The organism is Streptomyces sp. NPDC048420 (genome assembly GCF_040651535.1).
Classification (GTDB): Bacteria; Actinomycetota; Actinomycetes; order Streptomycetales; family Streptomycetaceae; genus Streptomyces.
In genome coordinates this window covers 1-14716 of sequence record NZ_JBEZKG010000023.1, presented here as the reverse complement: position 1 = coordinate 14716, position 14716 = coordinate 1, and the positions used below count along the sequence as shown (strand labels likewise).

Here is a 14716-nt window from a genome sequence, read left to right as displayed (position 1 = left end):
TCAGATCCCCTCCCGGACGATCAGAACGGCGGTGCTGCGGCCGGCGTCGTACTGCTTGAGGAACGCCTCCACGGAGTCCTCGGGGTGCTCGTTGTCCAGCACGGTCCAGGGAAGCCCGAACACGTCGAGCAGCCGGGTGAGTTCGCGTCCGATGACGTCGTGCTCGACGGCGTCCTTGTCGTCGTGACCGCGCCAGCTGACCACGATCGGCAGGTGGACGTCGTAGATGAGGTTGAACGAGGTGAGGACGTTGAGCGAGTAGCCGAGGCCGGAGTTCTGCATGAGAACCACGGGCCTGGCCCCCGCCACGGCGAGACCGGAGGCCACTCCCAGGGCGCTGTCCTCACGCGGCGCGGGTATGTACGCCGCCGGACAGTCGGGGTCCTCGAGTAGTCGGAAGAAGCCCTTCAACAGGGAACACGGTACGCCGGTGAAGTGTGAATGCCCGCGGGTCACGAAGGCGTTCAGCAAGGTTTCTGCGACTTTGGTCCCGGGTCCTGCCGCCGACGAATATTCAGGCAGCACGTATGACCTTTCTCTTGCGAAGCACGGACGTGATCACGCCCGGCGAGGAGCGTCTCCGTGCCCCCCGGCTGATGGATCTTGCAAGACACACAGGGGAATTCGCAATGACATCTCAGTATGCGAGCCGGTGGATTTCGAAAAGGGGCGAGTCGGGTATGTCGTGCGTTCGGTGAGCTTGTGGGTGGTGGCTGAATCGATTTGAGCCCAGTAATGACTGAATTTCGATGTTTGAAGAAGGTGATCGTGAGGCAACAGGGCTGAATTCCGACCTCCTTCCGCACCGCCGCGGTGGCTGATGTGCAGGTCGCGCGGCGGTGGGCGGAGGTCGGAGGCCGGGAGTCGGTACCCGGTACATCGGGTTTGAGTCAGATCGAGGGTGGGGCGCCGGGTGTTCTGCGGGCCCCGTGCGCACTGGATTGCGGGGTTCTGTGGGCGCAATCCGGGCGGTGTGGCGGGTGTGTGTTGGTGTGTCTTGTCTGCATTGCGCCTTCCGTGGCGAGCCTGCTGGCGGCCGATAAGGTGAGGGTAAGGGTGGCCGGATTTCAATGGACCGAGTTGATCTTTCTCGTGTACATTCGGCGCCATCGGCGTGTGGAAGAGCGGGTCGTGTGCGGGTGTCGACTCCTCGCTTTTCCCTTTTCTGGCGTCTCTTTCTTTTTCTTTTCGGTTCTTTCCGACATTCAACGGGGGTTGATTCATGCGTGCGGCAGAACAAGACAGTGGTATCGGCCTTGTCGACGACGAAGCGCAGGCGGCGGTCGTGGCGGCCGAGGGGATCATCGAAGAGGCCTCGGGGGGTGACAGTGGCGGCTTCGGCCCGGTGTGGTCGGACGACCGGGTGGCGGACCTGCTGGAGCGGCTCGCCTCGGACTTCGTGCTCGACAACACCTACCGTGAGCAGCACCTGAGCCTCACGGCCAGCGAGAACTACCCGAGCAAGCTGGTACGGATGCTCGGCAGCGGACTGCAGGGCGGCTTCTACGAGTTCGCCCCGCCGTACCCGGCCGAGGCGGGCGAGTGGGCCTTCCCGGACTCCGGCGCGAACGCGTCCCTGGTGGGGAAGCTGACCGGAATCGGCAGACAGCTCTTCGAGGCGGCCACCTTCGACTGGCGGCCCAACGGCGGCTCGGTCGCCGAGCAGGCAGTGCTGCTGGGTACCTGCGGGCGCGGCGACGGCTTCGTGCACTTCGCGCACAAGGACGGTGGCCACTTCGCCCTGGAGTCCTTGGCCGCCGCCGCCGGCATCAACACCTACCACCTGCCGATGGTCGACCGGACCCTGCTCGTCGACGTGGACCGGCTGGCCACGCTGTGCGCCGAGCACCCGGAGATCAAGCTCGTCATCCTCGACCAGTCGTTCAAACTGCGCTGGCAGCCGCTTGCCCAGATCAGGGCCGCGCTGCCCGAGGGTGTCTTCCTCGCCTACGACGCCAGCCACGACGGCGCCCTGATCGCCGGCGGGGCGTTGCCGCAGCCGACGTTGCTCGGCGCGGACGCCGTGCACGGCAACACCCACAAGACCATCGCCGGACCGCAGAAGGCGTACGTCGCCTTCCGAGACGCGGACCACCCGAAGCTCAGGGCGGTGTCGGACTGGGTCTGCCCCCAGATGCAGAGCAACTCGCACGCCGAGCTGATCGCACCCATGTACGTGGCCCTGTCCGAGATCGCCCTCTACGGCCACGACTACGCGCGTCAGATCCTCGCCAACGCCAAGGCCCTCGCGCACGCCCTGCACGAGGAGGGGGTGCGGGTCTCCGGGGAGTCCTTCGGGTTCACCGAGACCCACCAGGTGCACATCATCACCGGGTCGGCCGCCGACGCACTGCGACTGTCCCTGGGGGACCTGGCGCACGCCGGCATCCGCACCACCAACATCGAGGTACCGGGCGCCAATGGGCTGCACGGCCTCAGGCTCGGCGTCCAGGCGATGACCAGGCGCGGGCTGCGCGAGGCAGAGATGCGCGAGGTGGCCCGGCTGGTGGCGAAGGTGGTGCTGCGCCGCGCCGAGCCCACGGCGGTCCGTGCCGAGGTCGCCGACCTCCTCCAGGACCACCCCTTGGACCGACTCGCCTACTCCTTCGACGCCTCCGTCGACTCGCCGGCCGCGGCCCGTCTCCTCGGGGAGGTGTTCCGGTGAGCACGGTCACTCCGCCGAACGCGTCGGCCACGGTGAGCGCTGCGGACCCGGGGCGTACGGCGACCCGTAGGAGCGCTGCGGCCCAGGCGAGTGCGGAGGGCACTGTGGCCCGTACGGGCGCTGCCACCCGGGCGAGTACGGTCGGCCCGGTGATCCATGCGAGCGCTGCCGCCCCGGCGAGTACGACGGCGTCCCCGGCCACCGCCCAGGCGAGTGCGGAGGGCACTGTGGCCCGTACGAGCGCTGCCACCCCGGCGAGTACGGCCGGCCCGGCGACCCAGGCGAGCGCTACCGCCCCGGCGAGTGTTACGGCGCCCCCGGCCACCGCCCAGGTGGCGCCGGCGGTCTCCCCGGGCGCCACGGCCCCCGGCTCCCCGGCGAGCGCGATGACCCGCCTGATCCCCCGGCCTCCCCTGCCGCCGGGCGTGCTGGGCGCCGCCGTACGGCCGCGCCGCGCCGACGCACCGCACGCCGTGATCGGGGCGGAGGTCTGGCACACCGAGTGGGCCCGGCAGCTGCTCGAGCGGCTCGGACTGCGGACCGTCATCGCCGACGAGCGGCTGTCGTGCGAGCGGGTGCTCGACACGCTCGCCGCCCAGTCGGTGGCGTTCGTGTGCGAGGAACTCCCGGTCAGCGGCCTGGCCGCGATGACCTGGGCGGCTCGCCGCACCGAGGCGCTGCGCCGCGACGACCCGCTGCTCGGCGTGGTCTTCATGGTCGAGGACCCCCGCGCCCTGGACCCCCGCGCCCTCGGCCCGCTGGTGCGCACCCTGTCGCCCGGCGACACGGACCTGCCCGACTTCCTTGCCGAAGTGCAGGGCGTGCGGCGCGAATACCACTGGGAACTGCGCAACCGGCGGCCCGGCACGCGGCCGGTCGCGGAAGCGGTGGCGCCCCCCGCCCGGTGGACGGGGACCGTACCGAACTTCAACGTGAAGCACCCGTCCATGCTGCTGCCGTACGCCCTGCTCTCGGCGCGCACGCGGCGGGAGGTCTACTGCGAGATCTCTCCGCAGGAAGCCCTGCTGTTCGTCGCGGACAGCGCGGGCCGGGGCCCGGTCGCCGCCGTCGCCGAGGTCTTCGGCTCGCTCCGGCAGGACATCGACCGGCTCAACACCGCGCTCGGCTCGCGGCTGCGGCTGCACCTCGACCACGCGGACGACTACGAGGTGGTCCAGGCCGCCTGCGAGGCCGGGTTCGACTCGGTCATGGTCGACGGGTCCGGCCGTACGCTCCACCAGAACGTGCTGTTCACCAACGCGGCCACGGAACTGGCACGGCGCTACGGCGTCCTCGTCGAGGGCGAGATCGGCTCCATCGACGGGGCCGGGCTACGCAAATGGAACAAGACGACCATGAGCGACTTCACCAGGTTCGTCGAGAACACGGACCTCGATCTGGTCGGGGCGCACGTGGGCCAGTTCCACAGTTTCGACTACGGCTTCGCTGCCACCCGCCGGTCGCTGGCCAAGGTCGGCCTGCTGGACGACTGTGCCACCGGCGACGACCTGCACGCCTTCGCCGAGGCCTGCGTGCGCGTCGAGAAGGACCTCAACGACGCCGGGCTGCCCGGCTACTCGGCCGAGCACCGGCTGGTGGCGGCGCTGGCCCGCCGGGCCACGACGGAAGGGGACGGGCCGGACGCCGGGCCGCGGCTCGACGCCGTGTTCCGCGAGGCGCGGACCCGGGTCCCCGTGTTCCAGCGGCCGCTGCTCGACGCCTTGGAGAAGGAGTGGCTGGAGCAGCGGCTGGCCAAGGCGCGGCGCAAGACCGAACTGTGGGACGAGGTCTTCGCCACCGAGCCGGCGCGCGGGCACCGGTATGCGGCGATCGACCACGGGCTCGTCCAGGCCCTCACCGGCGTCCTGGAGGGCACCGGCCGCGCTCTGGTCGTGCACGGCGGCAGCTCGCTCTCCAGGGTCGACCTCGTGTCCCTGCCGGCGCACGGGGTCGCCCGGGTGAACTTCGGCAGCGGGGTCTACGCCGACTATCTGGAGGCGCTGCGCGCCCAACTGCCCGTGGATCTCGCCGCCGACCTCGCCGGTGACCTCAACTCACCGACGGGTGAGGGAACTTGGAAGCATGTCCGGCGCATGTCGTACCTTGCGGAGGCGACACGTGACTGGCGTTCATGGACCGATGCGCCGCCGTCCTTCGTCGACACCTTCGTCAGCCGGTTGGAGCGGTGCTACGCGGCCCCGCTCCGTGGCCGTACGCCCACAGAGGCCCAGGGAGGCCGCAGTTGAGTCCCTTTGAGCAGATCGTCGACCTTCTCGACCGTGAGAAGGCCAGGTACCGCGTGGTCGAGCACCCGGCCGAAGGACGCTCCGAGGAGGTGTCCGCGGTGCGCGGCACGACCGTGTCGCAGGGTGCGAAGGCGCTCGTATGCCGGGTGAAGGGGATCGAGTCCCCGGCGGTGCTGGCCGTGCTGGCGGGTGACCGGCGCGCGGACCTGAAGAAGGTCGTCGCCGCGGTCGAGGGCAAGAAGGGCGGGTTCGCCCCGTCGGAACTGGCCGAGCAGCTCACCGGCTGTGTGGTCGGCGCCATCCCGCCGCTGTCGTTGTCCGGCACGCTGCCCGTCGTCGTGGACGCGGAGTTCCTCGCGGCCCATGAGGAGATCGCCTTCAACGCGGGGCGGCTGGACCGGTCGGTGGTCATGGCCACGGAGGACTACGTGCGGATCGTGGCGCCGGCGGTGGCGCCCATCGCGGCGCCGGTGGTTCCGGTCTCAGCGGAGTAGGGACGGACACGGAGCAGGACCGACACAAGAAAAAGGGGGGTGCGTCGACTTGCGGGTGCGGATCGGGGCACAGTTCGTCGCGCTGGCGTGCGCGTGGGGCTCGAGTTTCCTGTTCATCAAGGTCGCGCTGGACGGGCTGACACCCGCTCAGGTGGTCTGGGGCCGACTGGTGCTGGGCGCGCTGGCGCTCTGCGCGGTCATGGCGGTGACCCGCAGCAGGATTCCCCGGGATCCCGGGCTCTGGCTGCGGCTGTCCGTCGTGTCCGTCCTGCTGTGCGTCGTCCCCTTCCTGCTCTTCTCCTGGGCCGAGCAGCACCTCGACTCCGGCATGGCGAGCATCCTCAACGCCACCACCCCGCTGCTGACCCTCGCGGTCAGTACGGCAGCCCTGGCGGACGAGCGGCTCGACCGGCGCCGTACGGCGGGTCTGCTCGCGGGGTTCGCCGGGGTCCTGGTGCTGATCGGCCCAGGGGGCCTGGCCGGCGGCGGTGGCCATCTCCTGGCCGAGCTCGCCTGTCTGGGCGCAACCGCCTGCTACGGCGTCGCCTTCGTCTACCTGCGCCGTTTCATCACCCCGCGCGGACTGCCGGCGGTCAGCGTCGCCTTCGTACAGGTCACCATCGGCGCGGTCATCATGCTGGCGGCCACACCCTGGCTCGCGGGGCCCGCGCCCCGCCTCGACGCGCCGATCGCGGTCAGCATGCTGGCTCTGGGCGCCCTGAGTACCGGCCTGGCCTACCTGTGGAACAACAACATCGTCCAGGCGTGGGGCGCGGTGAACGCCTCCGCGGTCACCTACCTCACCCCGGTCGTCGGTGTGACGGCGGGCGTGATCCTGCTGGGTGAGCGGCTGACGTGGAACCAGCCGGTCGGGGCGGTGCTGGTCATCGCCGGGATCATCACGGCGCACGGTGCGCCGCGTCCGGCGCCACGGCCGGTCGTGGCGCCGGACGCGGCGGTTGGGGCCGAGGCGGTTGACGTCGAGGTGGAGGAGCGCGTGGTCCGCTGAGCGGGCGTTTTCCTGACCTTGGAATGTGCGTGCCGAGGGCTTGGTCGTTCTCCGTGCGGCACAGAGGGTTGAACTGCTCAGCCGGACTTCACGTATCAGTCGCTGTGGGCATGCGCCTGTCGTAGGTTGCACAGAAAAGGGTTGAACGATTTCAGTGGATGCGAGCAGTCCGGTCGGTAACGCTCTCGACGTGGTCGTCCCGGCGGGGCAGGAGGGGGCGCGCGGGGCGGACGTCGGTCGGCAGGTGCTGGGTCTGGATGGTCTCCGTGGCCTGGCGGCACTGTATGTGGTGCTGTTCCACTGCTGGTTGTACACGTTCCCGGGATATCCGGACAGTTCGGCGCCCTCATGGCTGGACGGGCTGATGTTCGGGCGCCTTGCCGTCGTCTTCTTCCTGGTGCTGTCCGGGTTTTCGCTGGCGATCTCTCCCGCGCGTCACGGCTGGGGGTCGGGTGGTGTCGCCCAGTTCCTGCGCCGACGCGCCTGGCGCATCCTGCCTCCGTATTGGGCGGCGCTGGTGATGAGTCTGATCATTTCCTGGTTCGTGGTGCCGGCGTCGCACTTCGGACCGCCTACGGGCTCGTCGATTCTGGTGTACGGCCTTCTCGCTCAGGACATGTTCGCCGCGCCGACACCGAACGGCGCGTTCTGGTCGATCGGGGTCGAGGCCGAGCTCTATCTCCTCTTTCCCCTTCTGCTGTTCGTCCGGCGGCGGTGGGGCGCGGCGGTGCTGGTCGCGTGCGTGACTCTTCCGGTGATCGCGCGTGGCCTGATGGCGGTTGACGCGTCTCCCGTGGAGGGCGACAACTGGCTCGCTCCGCATCTCGCCCCCGTGTTCGTCGCCGGCATGGTGGGAGCGGGAGTGGTCGTTGCGTCGGACAGGGTGCGGCGCCTGCCCTGGGGATGGTTCGCCGTCCTGGCCGCCGTGCCGGTCGTGGCTCTCGGGGTCGTCCGGGGGTCGGTCTGGACGGTGACCCACTACTTCTGGGTGGATCTCGCCATCGCTCCCGCCATGACGATGCTGATTGCCGCGGTTGCCACCGGCAGACCCGCCGTCCTCGTGCGGCTCCTGACCGCGCGGCCCGTTCGGAGTCTCGGTGGCTTCTCCTACAGCCTCTACCTGATCCATCTGCCGATCGTCCTGGCCGTGATCCGCCGAGTGGCCCCGCATTTCGTATCGCCCGGGCTGCCCACATTCGGGTTCACGCTTGTGGTGGCCCTGCCGGTCTCGGTGTTCGGTGCATGGCTTTTCGCCCGGATCTTCGAGAATCCCTTCAAGGGGAACAGGTCCTGGAAATCAATGCTCGCACTGGTTCGTTCCTATGGGACAGAGAAGAGTGCGCGAGACCTTCAACGCCTTTGATTCTCCGGTTCGGTTCTGTGATCCGTCCGGCAGATTCGCCGGCGGATTTCGCCGGAACAGGCTGCGTCCGGGTCGGTGTCCGTTCGCTCTCATGGGACCAGCGGGGCCTCGACGCGCGAGATCACGAGAAGGTGGCTGCTCTGTTGGACGCCGGGCCCGGCGTGTGCGGCTTCGGGCGGCGCCGCTCGGCGAGTTCGGTGCGGCCTACCGATGGCACACCCGACACGGCCGCAAGCAAACCTCACCCCGGCGAACCGGGAACGGCGGCAAATCCGGTCAGGCCTCGACAAGGTCCTCAGCAGAATTCCCAACATGGACAGGGCGCTGGAGCAGAAGGTCATGGGTGACGGCAAGACAGCGACGGCGATCATCTACGAGTTCCACGCGGGGAAGCGGCTCCCCGGCAAGAAAGAACTGCACATGCAGAAGGGGTGGCGGGGAACATCAAGGTGAGCTTCTCCACCGTGACAAAGACGCCCGCAGTCAAGGATCTCACCTGGCAGGTGTTCGAGCCGGTACCGTACAAGGCTCCGAAGCCCGTTGGTCGGCCCACCCGCCTGCGCGTTACGGCGTCGGTCGAGGTTCCTGGGAGATGTTCAAGGACATCGTGGACCCTTTGGAGCGCATGAGGCCCCGTACCGGCACCAGCGACCACCGCACAGGAAACCGGAAAGACATGAGTGACGTTCCCTTCGAGGAGATTCCCTCCCTTCTGCTGCGCACCGTCCCCGAGACCGCGGAGTTCATCGCCGAGAAATACGAGATGCCGGCGGAAGCAGCCGTTTTGACCGAAGACGTGCCATTTCAGCTTTACCCGGTGCTGGCCGAGTGCTTCATGACGCCCATCCTGATGCCGCAGCTGGAGAGCGACACTCCGGACACAGAACTACTCGAACGTTGCTGGGACTTCGTGGAGCGGCTGACGGAGCATTCCCTGGAGAGCGTCCGAGGCGCCGCCTACTTCGAGGTGCTCGAACAGCTCCTGAACGCCGACGGCCTCGTGGAGGCGGCCTGGCCGTACATGAAGGAGCGGACGCGGGCACGGACCCTCACGATGCTGGATGGCTACGGCGTGTACCTGCCCGGCATCAACAGGCGGTAGGACTGAGGATCTCGCGGGTGGCGCCGTCTGCCTGACCGGCGTGGGCTGTCTCGTGGGCGCGCCCGCGTCCCCTTGCGTACGGCCTTGCGTGACGCGGAGGAGTCCGCCCACCGCACTTCGGCGGGCGGCGGCAACGAGCTGCCGGTCGTCATGAAGGATCCGCGCGGGCCTGCCTCCGACGAGCTGTGAATGTCACCGGTGCACATTGACGCACCCGAAATGTCGGCCCTACGTTTGCCGGAACGTTCCGGCATTCAACAGATCCGGCATTCAAGAGACACGCACGAGAACCGGTGCCACCCATGGGACTTCCCTCCGCCGACTGGCTCGTCCGACCGATCGCCCAGGTAGACGACGCCGACGTACGCGCCCTGCTCGACGAGCGCTTCGGGGTGCGTCTCGGGGTGCGCGGCACACTCCGGTCGCTGGGCAGCCAGCAGGACCGCAACTACCGGGTGCGCGCAGACACGGGGGAGTACGTTCTCAAGGTGATCAACCCGGCGGTGGACCCGGCCGCCTCGCGCCTGCAGTGCTCCGCGATCGAGGAACTGGCGGTCACGCTCCCGGAGTTGCGCCTGCCCAGGCCGCGGTCGGGCGTGGACGGTGAGCTGTTGCAGTGGCTCAGCGTCGACGGTTCGCAGCTCGCCTGTCTGCTCCTGGACTTCGTGCCCGGCGAGCCCATCATGGACAGCCGCTACCTCGCTCCCGCGGTCGTCGCCCGGCTGGGCTCGGTCGCCGGCCGGATCGCCGCCGGGCTGTGTCGGCTGGACGCGCCCGCTGCGGACCGCCCCCGCCTGTGGGACCTCCGCAACGCGCTCACGGTGGTCGAGACGCTCGCCCCGCACCTGCCCGACCAGATCCGCGCCCAGCGGGTCCTGCGCGCGGCACGCGCCGCCGCCGCCCTGGTGGAGCCGTACGCCGGCCGTCTTCCGACCCAGTTGATCCACGGCGACCTCACCGACAACAACGTCGTCTGCGACACGGCCCCCGACGGGCGCCCGATGCCGGTGGGCGTGATCGACTTCGGCGATCTGGGCCACGGCTGGGCCGTCGCGGAGCTGGCCGTCACCTGCGCCTCCGTACTCCACCACCATGGAGCGGGCCGGCCTCCGTCATGCCCGCCGTACGGGCCTTTGACGCCGAACGTCCGCTCACCGACGACGAGTTGGCCGTACTGTGGCCACTGGTCGTGCTGCGGTCGGCCGTCCTCGTGGTCAGCGGCCAGTACGACGTGCGACTCGACCCCGACAACGACTACGCCTCGGACGCGCTCCACCGCGAGTGGACGATGTTCGAGGTGGCGACGTCGGTACCGGCACAGGTGATGACGGCGCAGCTTCGCCACGCGGTGGAGCGGGTCTTCCCGCCGGAGGACCAGGTGACCGGGGAGCGGCTGGTGCCCGCCCTCCCCGAGAACGTCCACGCCCTCGACCTCTCGGTCTTCGCCGACGAACTGCACACCGGTTTCTGGCGGTCGCCGAACGCCGAACTCGACCTGGTCCGCCGGAAGTTGAGTGCCAACCTCGCCGTCCGCACCCGGCACGGCGAGTTCCGCACGACCCGCACAACGGTCGACGGCGAGGGCCCCGCCGAGACCTGCGCGCTGGGCGTCGAGCTGTACGTCACCGAGCCACTGGAGGTCCGGTCCCCGTGGGCGGGCACGGTCTCCCGTGACACCGACGGGCTGCTGACGCTGAGCCAGGACAGCGGCCCGGACCTGATCCTCGACGGCGTCGACACCGGCCCCCTGGGACCCGGCCCCGTGGCGCCCGGTCAACTGCTGGGCACTGTCGTCGAGTTCGATGGCGTGCGCGTACTGGGCTTCCGGCTCAGCCATCTCTCCGGCGTAAACCCACCCCGCTTCGTCACCCCCGACCTCGCCGACGGCTGGCTGCGGGTGTCCCCCGACCCGACGCCACTTCTGCTCCCCGACCTGCCCGAACCCGACTCCTCCGACAGGGAGTTGCTGGACCGCCGTAACCAGGCCTTCGCCACCGTCCAGGAGCACTACTACGAGGAACCTCCGCGGATCGAGCGCGGCTGGCGGCAGTACCTGGTCGACACCCGGGCCCGCGGCTACCTGGACATGCTCAACAACGTGACCATTCTCGGTCACGGCCACCCCGCCCTGAGCGACGCCGTCCACCGGCAGTGGCGGCGGTTGAACACCAACTCCCGCTTCCACTACGCCTCGGTGGTCGAACTCTGCGAACGTCTCACGGAGCTGCTGCCCGCCGAACTGGACACCGTGTTCCTGGTGAACAGCGGGTCCGAGGCGGTGGACCTGGCGCTGCGGCTCGCCTGGGCGACGACCGGACGGCAGGACGTGGTCGCCGTAGAGGAGGCGTACCACGGCTGGACGTACGCGAGCGACGCCGTCTCCACGTCGGTCGCCGACAACCCGAACGCCCTCGCGTCGCGCCCGTCCTGGGTGCACACCGTCGCCGCGCCCAACTCCTACCGCGGTCGGTACCGGGGCGAGGAGGCGTGGCGCTACGGCCCCGAGGCCGCCGCCCGCATCACCCGGCTCGCCGCCGACGGACACGCCCCCGCCGCCTTCCTGTGCGAGCCGTACTACGGCAACGCCGGCGGCATGGCGCTCCCCGACGGCTATCTGAAGCAGGTCTACGAGGCCACCCGGGCCGTCGGCGGGCTGTGCATCGCGGACGAGGTGCAGGTCGGCTACGGACGGCTCGGCACCCACTTCTGGGGGTTCGAGCAGCAGGGTGCCGTGCCGGACGTCGTGACCGTCGCCAAGGCCATGGGCAACGGCCATCCCCTCGGCGCGGTGATCACCCGCCGGGAGATCGCCGACGCCTACCGCACCCAGGGCTACTTCTTCTCGTCCGCCGGCGGCAGCCCCGTCAGCTCGGTGGTCGGCCTGACCGTGCTCGACGCGCTGCGCGACGAGGGTCTGCAGGCCAACGCCCTCGAAGTGGGCGGCCACTTGAAGCGACGGCTCGTCGAACTCGCCGACCGCCACCCGCTGATCGGTGCGGTCCACGGCTCCGGCCTGTACCTGGGCGTGGAGTTCGTACGGGACCGTACGACCCTGGAGCCCGCGACCGAGGAGACGGCCGCGATCTGCGAGCGGCTGCGCGAACTCGGCGTGATCATGCAGCCGACGTCCGACCGGCAGTGCGTGCTGAAGATCAAGCCGCCGCTGTGCCTGACCCGGGACAGCGCGGACTTCTTCGTCACCGCCCTCGACGACGTCCTCACCCACGGCTGGTGATCCGCCATGACGTCCGGGGACCACGCCGTGCCGCCCACCATCGCCGACGTGGCACGGGCGGCCGCCGTCTCCAAGACCACGGCCTCGGATGCCCTGCGCGGCCACGGCCGGGTCTCGGGGCCCACCCGCCGGGCCGTCCTGGACGCGGCCGAACGGCTCGGCTACGCCCCCAACCGCAGCGCCCGCAGTCTGCGCACGTCGGTGACCGAGACCATCGGGCTGCACATCCCGGAGTTCCTGACCGGCGCCGAGTACTACATGGCGTTCGTCTTCGGCGTCGCCGAACAGGCCGCCCGCGCCGGGCTCGACGTCACCCTCCTGTCCTCCGGGCACCTCCCGCTCCGCCGCGGGGCGGTCCCACAGGTGGACGGGCTGGTGCTGTGCGACCCCGTGGCCGAGGACCCGGTGGTGGAGCAGCTGATGAACAGCGGACTGCCGGTGGTGACGGCCGAGCGGTACGCCGGTGACTGTCAGCCGGCCGGCGTCGTCTGGTCCGACCACGACGCCTCGATGACCGCACTCCTCGACCACCTCCACGCGTCCGGCGCCCGCTGCCCGGCGTTCGTGGCCTCCGACACCACCGGCGACTGGTCACTGACCCTGCAGCGCGTCTACGCCCGCTGGTGCGCCGAGCGCGGCCTACCCGGACTCGTCGGCAAGGCGCGGTTCGGCGCCCCGCCCGAGGTCCTCCGGGCCGCGGTGCGGCAACTCCTGGCGCGTACACCGCGGATCGACGCGGTCGTGTGCGCCGCGGACGGCGCGGCCGCCGTCGTCCTGCCCGAACTCCGCGCCGCCGGACGCACGGTGGGTGTGGACCTCCTCCTCGCCTCCTGCGTCGACAGCTCCGCCATGCGTACGGCGGAGCCCCCGATCACCGCGATCGACCTGCGACCGCGGACCATGGGCGCCGCCTGCACCCGCCTGCTCCACGAGATCCTCTGCGGCGAGACGCCGAGGGGCACCGTCCGCGACCTTCCGGTCGAGATGAACGTGCGGGCGTCCACGCGCCGGTAGGGGTTCGTGGACTTACGCGTTACCGCCAATAACCGTCCCCCCGCTTTGGCGGTCCGCTGCCCTGCGCCGCCCATCCGGCCCGGTTAACGTCCGGACATGAGGCGACGCAAGCGCAGCGGAACGAACCGCAGCAGGTCCTTACGACGCGTGCGGGACAGGGCGATGGAGCGCCGGGAAGACATCCGGCCGGGCGCCTGGCACAGACGGTTCGGACGCCGGGCCGAACAGGCGCGCCCGTGGCTCCAGTTCCTGGCGGACCTCGCGACGCTGCTTGCGCGGTTGGTTCGGTAGGTTCGGGGGTCGGTCAGGGGGCCGCGGGCCGGTACCGGGCAACGGCGCCTCCCGCCCTCGTGTCCGGCGGACATCCCGCGTCCGCGCCGTCACGATGGAGTGCGGGGGATCGGACCAGTGCGCGGAGGTGTCCCATGGCAGGAACCGGGGTGACAGGCGGCGGCGGGTACTCCGGTACGCCCCTCGCCAAGAAACTCGGGATCAAGCCGGGGCACCGGGTACGGCTCGACGGTGCCGTCGACGGCTGGGACATCCCGGGGCTGCCCGACGACTGTGACCTCGCCGCCGGCGGCCCGCGTGGCGCGGATGTCGCCCTCGTCTTCCGCCGCGAGTACGCACGGCTCGCGGCGGAGGCGGCCGGACTGGTCGCGAACCTCGCGGACGACGCCGTGCTGTGGATCGCCTGGCCGCGCCGGGCCGCCGGCCACGTCAGCGACATCACCGAGAACGGCCTGCGGGACGTGTTCCTGCCGCTCGGCGTCGTCGACGTGAAGGTCGCGGCGCTGGGGGAGGACTGGTCGGGCCTGAAGTTCGTACGACGGAGGGAGAACCGGGGCGGGGGACGGTGACCGGTTGCTTGGGGGACGAGTGACGGGGTGGCCGGTTACCCGGGGGCCGGGGCCGGGGCCGGGGCCGGTGGCCGAGTGCTGAGTTGGCCGGGGACGTCCGTTCGACCGGCGGCCCAGGGGCCAGGTGCCAGAGGTCGGGGGCCGAGTGATGGGGCGGCCGGAGCGCCCGCTTGATCCGGGGCCGAGTGACGGGGTGACCGGCTACCCGGGGGCCAGAGGCCAGAGGCCAGAGGCCAGAGGCCAGAGGCCAGAGGCCGAGTGATGGCGTGGCCGGAGTGTCCGTTTGACCGGTGGCCCAGGGGTTAGGGCGTGTTTTAGAACGAGGCTTCGTGCCGCGCTCTGTGCCGTGATGATCTCGGTGTGGGGCGTGGGGATCTTTCGGATGAGCAGTGGTCAGTGCTGGAACCGCTGCTGCCTGTCGCGCAGGTCGGCAGGCCGTCAGCGACTCGGCGGCTGATTGACGGGATCCGCTGGCGGGTGCGGACCGGTGCGCCGTGGCGGGATCTCCCGGTGGAGTACGGGCCGTGGCAGACGGTCTATGGGCTGTTCCGGCGCTGGCAGCGCGGTGGTGTCTGGGCGGCGGTGCTGACCGGGTTGCAGGCCAGGGCCGATGCGGCGGGGTTGATCACCTGGGAGGTGAACGTCGATTCCACGGTCTGCCGGGCTCATCAGCACGCGGCCGGCGCCCGCCGGGACGGTGGCGCTCAGCGGGAGCCGCCCGGCGGGGC

Annotated in this window: 12 protein-coding genes and 1 pseudogene; 12 read left to right on the top strand and 1 reads right to left on the bottom strand. The window is 70.2% G+C overall.

Going from position 1 to position 14716, the window contains the following annotated elements; translation table 11 throughout:
- Positions 1 to 525, bottom strand: coding sequence for a thiamine pyrophosphate-binding protein (locus AB0D34_RS35405; protein ID WP_362669277.1), 525 nt, complete (start codon positions 523 to 525; stop codon positions 1 to 3).
- Positions 526 to 1222: 697 nt separating this feature from the next.
- Between AB0D34_RS35405 and AB0D34_RS35400 the strand changes: the two genes are divergently transcribed.
- From AB0D34_RS35400 to AB0D34_RS35345, 12 genes and pseudogenes are all read left to right on the top strand, one after another.
- Positions 1223 to 2665: a hypothetical protein gene (locus AB0D34_RS35400; RefSeq protein ID WP_362669275.1), complete on the top strand. Its 1443-nt coding sequence runs from the start codon at positions 1223 to 1225 to the stop codon at positions 2663 to 2665.
- Between the two features lie 149 nt (positions 2666 to 2814).
- Complete coding sequence (locus tag AB0D34_RS35395) at positions 2815 to 4911, top strand: class II fructose-bisphosphate aldolase (RefSeq protein WP_362669272.1); 2097 nt, start codon at positions 2815 to 2817, stop codon at positions 4909 to 4911.
- The gene (locus AB0D34_RS35390) at positions 4908 to 5405 is read left to right on the top strand and encodes a YbaK/EbsC family protein (protein WP_362669270.1); all 498 of its coding nucleotides are present in this window, start codon (positions 4908 to 4910) and stop codon (positions 5403 to 5405) included. Before AB0D34_RS35395 ends, AB0D34_RS35390 begins: the two co-directional genes overlap by 4 nt.
- 55 nt (positions 5406 to 5460) lie before the next feature.
- Entirely contained in the window at positions 5461 to 6414 is a 954-nt protein-coding gene (locus AB0D34_RS35385; protein ID WP_362669524.1) for an EamA family transporter, read from the top strand.
- Between the two features lie 190 nt (positions 6415 to 6604).
- Complete coding sequence (locus AB0D34_RS35380; protein ID WP_362669267.1) at positions 6605 to 7777, top strand: acyltransferase; 1173 nt, start codon at positions 6605 to 6607, stop codon at positions 7775 to 7777.
- Positions 7778 to 8089: 312 nt separating this feature from the next.
- The gene (locus tag AB0D34_RS35375) at positions 8090 to 8230 is read left to right on the top strand and encodes a hypothetical protein (RefSeq protein WP_362669264.1); all 141 of its coding nucleotides are present in this window, start codon (positions 8090 to 8092) and stop codon (positions 8228 to 8230) included.
- A 139-nt stretch (positions 8231 to 8369) separates the two neighbouring features.
- Positions 8370 to 8879, top strand: coding sequence for a hypothetical protein (locus AB0D34_RS35370; protein WP_362669261.1), 510 nt, complete (start codon positions 8370 to 8372; stop codon positions 8877 to 8879).
- Between the two features lie 302 nt (positions 8880 to 9181).
- Positions 9182 to 9898, top strand: a pseudogene (locus AB0D34_RS35365) (phosphotransferase); the annotation flags it as partial.
- A 95-nt stretch (positions 9899 to 9993) separates the two neighbouring features.
- Positions 9994 to 12114 (top strand): aminotransferase, encoded by a 2121-nt coding sequence (locus AB0D34_RS35360; RefSeq protein WP_362669260.1) that lies wholly within the window; start codon positions 9994 to 9996, stop codon positions 12112 to 12114.
- A gap of 6 nt (positions 12115 to 12120) precedes the next feature.
- Positions 12121 to 13128 carry a LacI family DNA-binding transcriptional regulator gene (locus AB0D34_RS35355; protein ID WP_362669258.1) on the top strand — a complete coding sequence of 336 codons (1008 nt, stop codon included), beginning with the start codon at positions 12121 to 12123 and terminating at the stop codon, positions 13126 to 13128.
- 425 nt (positions 13129 to 13553) lie between these two features.
- The gene (locus AB0D34_RS35350; RefSeq protein WP_362669255.1) at positions 13554 to 13988 is read left to right on the top strand and encodes a DUF3052 domain-containing protein; all 435 of its coding nucleotides are present in this window, start codon (positions 13554 to 13556) and stop codon (positions 13986 to 13988) included.
- Positions 13989 to 14384: 396 nt separating this feature from the next.
- Positions 14385 to 14716 (top strand): transposase (locus AB0D34_RS35345; RefSeq protein ID WP_362669252.1); only part of this gene is annotated, 332 nt, incomplete at its 3' end.

What these genes read in the sequence shown, in the direction of transcription:
- AB0D34_RS35400 (WP_362669275.1), top strand. Translation starts at nt 1,223, where the DNA reads ATGCGTGCGGCAGAACAAGACAGTGGTATCGGCCTTGTCGACGACGAA.
- AB0D34_RS35360 (WP_362669260.1), top strand. Translation starts at nt 9,994, where the DNA reads ATGCCCGCCGTACGGGCCTTTGACGCCGAACGTCCGCTCACCGACGAC.
- AB0D34_RS35370 (WP_362669261.1), top strand. Translation starts at nt 8,370, where the DNA reads ATGTTCAAGGACATCGTGGACCCTTTGGAGCGCATGAGGCCCCGTACC.
- AB0D34_RS35350 (WP_362669255.1), top strand. Translation starts at nt 13,554, where the DNA reads ATGGCAGGAACCGGGGTGACAGGCGGCGGCGGGTACTCCGGTACGCCC.
- AB0D34_RS35355 (WP_362669258.1), top strand. Translation starts at nt 12,121, where the DNA reads ATGACGTCCGGGGACCACGCCGTGCCGCCCACCATCGCCGACGTGGCA.
- AB0D34_RS35375 (WP_362669264.1), top strand. Translation starts at nt 8,090, where the DNA reads ATGGACAGGGCGCTGGAGCAGAAGGTCATGGGTGACGGCAAGACAGCG.